This is a genomic window from Mycobacterium sp. 2YAF39 (genome assembly GCF_052114565.1).
Classification (GTDB): domain Bacteria; phylum Actinomycetota; class Actinomycetes; order Mycobacteriales; family Mycobacteriaceae; genus Mycobacterium.
This window is the reverse complement of sequence record NZ_JBFREZ010000064.1, coordinates 1-372: the sequence shown is the minus strand read 5'-3', so window position 1 is coordinate 372 and position 372 is coordinate 1. Positions and strand designations below refer to the sequence as shown.

1 protein-coding gene is annotated in these 372 nt (G+C 73.1%); it reads right to left on the bottom strand.

What is annotated here, in order from left to right; genetic code table 11:
• On the bottom strand, window positions 1-372 hold a 372-nt coding region (locus AB4Z42_RS28490), incomplete at both ends, for a hypothetical protein (protein ID WP_442012596.1).

Below are 372 nucleotides of genomic sequence, written 5' to 3'. Positions count from 1 at the left end.
CCACGACCCAGGTCATGTCCGCCTGCGCGTCCACTTCGAGCCGCACGCGATAGGAGTCGCCGCGCGACCACTTGCCCGCCACGGCCTGCTCCACCGGTGTCACGGTGCGCTTGATGCGATACCCCGCCGCCACCGGATCGCGCAGCGGCACGGCGGCCATCGCCCGCACCGTGGCCCAGGGACGGCCCGAGCCCTGCTGCTCGACCTGCAAGGTGCCAGTCGTGCCGGCAGCGGGCCACGGCAGTTCCACCGCGCCGCTCGCCACGCCATCCTTCTTGGTCGCGCCCGACCAGTCGAACGTGCGCGAGGCATCGCCCAGCGTCACGCGCGCGCCGCCGGCCACCGGTGTCTTCTCAAACGCCTGCGCGTCCA